The following is a 5,547-nucleotide window of genomic DNA, read 5'->3' on the forward strand; positions in this document are numbered from 1 at the left end:
TTATACTAACATATCCAGCACAAAACTGTCAAGGATTTAGTGGTGCTTCGCTGTTCTATATTGGTCGGGTTTCATCCCGTCAGTGAAACTGAGGGTCTTCACCCGACATTTAAGATAAATATCTATTTTCAGAAGTCTTTGCGATCGCAATGTAGAGATGTTGCTTATTAGGGGGTGTATCGATTAAAAAGGCATCCCCCAGCTTGACAACCAGACTAGCCATGTAAAGCTCCATCTAAATAGGCTTCTCGCTGGGCTTCTTGGCTAATATCTTCGATTTCTTCCTCTGTTTTACCCATAAATCGCAAAACATCCTCTACTGAAATTGGAATAGCGGAACCATGGGGATCCTTCCATTCTGGTAGATCGTGAGTCCATTCGGCTACAAGAAAGGGATTGAGATGGCCAAAAGTGTTGTAAACCTGTTTAAGAATCATTTCTTCTTCTTCACAGAGTTCTTCATTGCCGGGATATTGCAGCAGGTCAACATAATTAGAATCCCGGGGAGAAATATATTTCGACCACAGGGGTAAGGCAGAGTCCACGGGTTGTCCTTTAATCAAATCATAAACACCCCTGAGAACCGGTCCATAATCCATTGATACATATCTATCCCCGGTAATTGGTTGATCCATGGTTTTTAAAGCAAGACGGTCAGCTATATAGAGCATTTTCAGCAACCCTAAATACTTCATCGGTTTGCCGTGTAGCTTTAAGAGTATAGCAGCGGCTTCAACTGCTTTCTCTGGATGAAACCGAAATTTGATCGTCATAACTACTATAAATTCACTGCTTTTTTATGACACTTTTATGACACTTTTATTATAGTTATTATTCTACATCGGCCACATTTAAGATTTTGTCCCAGTGGTTGAGGCTTCTAGCCTGATTTCTAAAAGATGCTGCCATCGGCTGCTATAGGTATGATCGAGTTAAACCTTAGCCCAAGATTCTACCATGGAGATCGAACGTCTTAACGCCCTTTCCGATAATTATATTTTTCTCCTCTACGATCGCGCACAAAAAATCGCGGCCGTGGTGGATCCGGCCGAACCTGAACCCGTTTTCAGGCGATTAGAGGCTTTACAGGTGGATTTAGTCGCTATTTTCAATACCCATCACCACGGCGACCATGTGGGGGCTAATCAGGCTTTAATTAATCGTTATCCCCATCTTTGTGTTTATGGGGGAAAGGAGGATCGCGGTCGCATTCCGGGCCAGCAGCTGTTTTTAGAGGAGGGGGACCGGGTGGAATTTGCCGGTCGCTGGGCCGAGGTTTTCTTTGTCCCCGGCCACACTCGCGCTCATATTGCCTACTATTTTCCCCCGGTTAACCCCGGAGATTACGGCGAGTTATTCTGCGGTGATACCCTGTTTTCTGGGGGTTGTGGTCGTTTATTTGAGGGAACACCGGGGCAAATGGTGGCTTCTTTAACTAAATTGCGATCGCTGCCTGACCAGACCAGGGTTTGGTGCGCTCACGAATATACGTTAAATAATTTAAAGTTTGCCTTGACAGTTGACCCTAATAATGCTGCTCTGCAACAGCGTTATCGGGAAGTGGAGAAAAATCGCGCTCAAGATATTCCCACGATTCCGGCAATTTTGGGGACGGAAAAGCTGACTAATCCTTTTTTGCGCTGGGATAGTCCCGCTTTGGAAATGACCATGGATAGCAGAGAACCAGTACAAGTGTTTGCACGGCTGCGGGGGAAAAAAGATAATTTTTAGCAGTAGCGGCGTCAAAAAAAACGATCGATCCTGAGAATACAGGATCGATCGCGTTATCGGATCAGATTACAAGCTCAAGGGTTGCGGATCTAACTTCAAATCGGCAAGACTGACATCACCGTGACCATTTACCGTCACCTCTAGAGGCAAATTGCCGTGATAAGCTTGGATTAAGAGGGTTTTTAAGTCCTCGATCAGGGGATAACGGGGATTGGCTCCGGTACACTGATCATCGAAAGCTTGTTCGGCTAAATGGTCTAATTTGGCCATAAATTCGGCTTCAGTTTCGGGAATTACCTCTTTAATACTGGCCGGAATACCGATTTCCCGTTTTAAACATTCGATCGCTAATACCAATCTTTCCACACTTTCGGTCTCGCTTTCTCCTCCCAATCCCAGGGAATGGGCGATCCTGGCATAGCGCCATTTCACGTTAGGATATTTGTACTGAGAGAAGGTGGCCTGTTTAAAGGGGGCATCGGTGGCATTATAGAGGATGACGTGGGAAATCATCAAGGCATTGGCGAGACCGTGGGGAATGTGGAAAATGGCCCCCAATTGGTGGGCCATGGAGTGACAGATGCCTAAAAAGCCATTAGCGAAGGCCATTCCTGCCATTGTCGCCGCATAATGAACTTTTTCCCGCGCTTTCGGGTCTTTAGCTCCGTTATGATAGGAACTGGGCAGGTATTTAAACAGCAGTCGGATGGCATCTTGAGCAAGAGCATTGGTGTACTCTGAGGCTAAAACCGAGACGTAGGCCTCAAGAGCGTGAGTTAAAGCGTCAATTCCGCCGTAGGCTGTCAATTTTTTCGGCATATTCAGCACTAATTCCGGATCGACAATTGCCATGCTGGGAGTTAGGGCATAATCTGCCAGAGGATACTTAATATTATTACGGCGATCGGTAACAACAGCGAAGGGAGTCACTTCCGATCCTGTTCCCGAAGTGGTGGGAATACAGACCATCAGAGCTTTTTGACCTAAAGGGGGCAATTCATAGACGCGTTTGCGAATATCCATAAAGCGCATGGCCAAGCTCTCGAATTCTATCTCTGGATGCTCGTAGAGTAGCCAGATGATTTTGGCCGCATCCATCGGGGAACCGCCACCGATAGCGATAATCACATCGGGATTGAAGGTATTAATCACATTTAACCCCCGTTCGACGGTTTCTAGGGAAGGATCGGGTTCCACATCATAAAAGATATTAACCGTGATGCCGATTTCTTCTAAAACTTCCTCTAAAGCTGCGGTAACTCCTAGGTCAAAAAGAGGTTTATCGGTGACAATAAAGGCCCGTTTTTTGCCGGCTAATTCCCGAATAGCGATCGGTAATGACCCGTATTTAAAATATACTTTTGGTGGTACTCGGAACCAAAGCATATTTTCCCGGCGCTCGGCCACGGTTTTAATATTTAACAGGTGGCTAGGTTCGACGTTTTCGCTGATGGAATTACCGCCCCAAGTGCCACAACCGAGGGTTAAACTAGGATCGAGACGGAAGTTATAGATATCACCGATCGCACCTTGGGAGGAAGGGGTATTAATTAATACCCGGGCCGTTTCTACGTTGTCTTCAAAGCGCTTAATATGTTCCCGATTTGAGGGAGATGTATAAAGCACGGCCGTATGACCTCGACCCGCAAATAAGACCAGTTTTTCGGCTTTTTTCACCCCATCTTCAAAGTCTTTCGCTCGGTACATAGCTAAAATTGGCGAGAGTTTTTCGTAGGAAAATGGTTCTTCTAAGCCAATATTTTCTACTTCTCCGATTAGTAATCGGGTATCTTCTGGAACATAAATTCCAGCTATAGCGGCTAATTTTTCCACCGATTGCCCGACGATATCGGGGTTGATATGACCATCTTTTAGGAGAATCTCGGTGACTTTTTCCCTTTCTTCGGGGGAAAGAAGATAGGCCCCGCGATCAATAAATTCCTGTCGAACTTCCTCATAGATGCTATCGACAACGATCACCGATTGTTCGGAGGCGCAAATCATGCCGTTATCGAAGGTTTTACTGAGAATAATCGAGGAAACGGCCATTTTTATGTGAGCGGTTTCGTCAATTAAAGCGGGGGTATTGCCAGCGCCGACTCCTAAGGAAGGTCTTCCCGAAGAATAGGCCGCTTTTACCATCCCGGGGCCGCCGGTAGCGAGGATTAAATTAATGCAGGGATGTTGCATTAATGCTTGGGAAAGTTCCACCGATGGCTGATCGATCCAACCAATAATACCAGCCGGCGCTCCCGCTTTCACGGCCGCTTCCAAGACAATTTTGGCCGCTGCGATGGTGCAGTCTTTGGCTCGCGGATGGGGGGAAAAAATGATGCCGTTGCGGGTTTTCAGGGCAATTAGGGCTTTAAAAATGGCTGTAGAGGTGGGATTTGTTGTGGGTACGATCCCCGCTAAAATGCCCACGGGTTCGGCGATTTTTTGCAGACCAAAGGATTTATCTTCTTCGATAATGCCGCAGGTTTTTTCCTGTTTGTACTTGTTATAAATGATTTCTGAGGCAAAATGGTTTTTAATCACTTTATCCTCTATTACTCCCATCCCGGTCTCTTGTACGGCCATTTTAGCCAGGGGAATGCGAGCGTTGTTAGCTGCTAATGCCGCTTTTTTGAAGATAAGATCTACTTGTTCTTGGCTATAGTTGGCAAATTGTTGTTGAGCTTTTTTTACCTGTTGAATGAGTTCTTCTAGCTCTTGTCTATTGGTAACTGTCATAACAATTTTGTAGATAAAATTACGCTTTTTATTCTCTTATAGCGTTTTTCGGCAGGGGATTCGCTTAATCTTGGGATTTTCTTTATAGTTTCCTAAGCATTGGTATTATAGGATACTAATCCTAAATCCATTGAGCATAGGTAACATATCAGGACAGGCACTCATGCAAAGGGGAGAATAAATAATCAGTTTTTGATAACTGGATTTAGTATAAATTAGGATTGACCAGTACCTAGAAAAAGTTTGAGGACAGAGACTCAATGATCAAGTTACCAGAAATTCAAGCCGGTGTTCGAGAAGCTGGTTCTATTCCGCGCTCCTTGAGTGAAAAGTTTAAAGTTGATCACAGCTTGGCAACGGATTCAGGGTGAGATTCAACATCAAACTAGGATATCTCTACACTCTAGAAAATAAATATCTTCAGAGCAACCGAATCAAATAGAATTAAATCAGTCAATTTTGATGGTGTTTTGAATGATTAATCTAAACCCAGTTTCTTGGCGAAATTTTTCCATCCTCTCCATTTGTGAAGTCTGAAAGTTAGGCTTTTTGTTATTAGCAATGTAGGCTTTTCTGGACGAATAATCCTCTATACCATGATTTTCAATAAATACCCGAATTGTGTTTCTTAGTTGATCTTCTCCGTCTCCTACCCACCCCGAATTTTTCCCCTTTCGTTCTTTTAATTCTACAAAAATCAAACAATTAGCATAGGTCAGCATTCCCTCACAGCGTTTATCCATACTACTACCATCGAGTTTTCTAATTTCAATACATTTATCAATAGCGGTAAATGTCACTTCAATTTCTTGAGAGTTTTCCACAATAGCAATCCAATCACTGGGATTTTCTGTATCTAAATAGGGTCTGCTGAAAAAGTTTTTCGGTGGGGGTTGGGGGTTGGGGGTTGGGGGTTGGGGGTTGGGGGTTGGGGGTTGGGGTGTGGGGTGTGGGGTGTGGGGGTTGGGGTTTTACCCATTTTCAGGTGGTCAATTACCTAATTTTCAGGGAAAAAGTCCCGGAATTTTCCCCCCAATCACTCCAAGGGTCGGCACTTTTTGAGGTCAAAAAAGTCTAAAAACC

The 5,547-nt window shown here is 44.5% G+C and carries 4 protein-coding genes; 1 reads left to right on the forward strand and 3 read right to left on the reverse strand.

Features of this window, described 5'->3' with window-relative positions; translation table 11 throughout:
* Window positions 1–215: 215 nt before the first annotated feature.
* Window positions 216–773: a Panacea domain-containing protein gene (locus tag EWV84_RS20090; protein WP_287079636.1), complete on the reverse strand. Its 558-nt coding sequence runs from the start codon at window positions 771–773 to the stop codon at window positions 216–218.
* 184 nt (window positions 774–957) lie between these two features.
* On the opposite strand from EWV84_RS20090, the gene gloB reads away from it, so the two are divergent.
* Entirely contained in the window at window positions 958–1,731 is a 774-nt protein-coding gene (gene gloB / locus EWV84_RS20095; protein ID WP_287079637.1) for a hydroxyacylglutathione hydrolase, read from the forward strand.
* Window positions 1,732–1,797: 66 nt separating this feature from the next.
* On the opposite strand, the gene adhE is transcribed toward gloB, so the two are convergent.
* Window positions 1,798–4,464: a bifunctional acetaldehyde-CoA/alcohol dehydrogenase gene (gene adhE / locus EWV84_RS20100; RefSeq protein WP_287079638.1), complete on the reverse strand. Its 2,667-nt coding sequence runs from the start codon at window positions 4,462–4,464 to the stop codon at window positions 1,798–1,800.
* A gap of 449 nt (window positions 4,465–4,913) precedes the next feature.
* Complete coding sequence (locus EWV84_RS20105; protein WP_287079639.1) at window positions 4,914–5,288, reverse strand: hypothetical protein; 375 nt, start codon at window positions 5,286–5,288, stop codon at window positions 4,914–4,916.
* Window positions 5,289–5,547: the final 259 nt, after the last annotated feature.

The sequence above is a fragment of the Microcystis sp. M_QC_C_20170808_M3Col genome (genome assembly GCF_007095505.1).
Taxonomy (GTDB): domain Bacteria; phylum Cyanobacteriota; class Cyanobacteriia; order Cyanobacteriales; family Microcystaceae; genus Microcystis.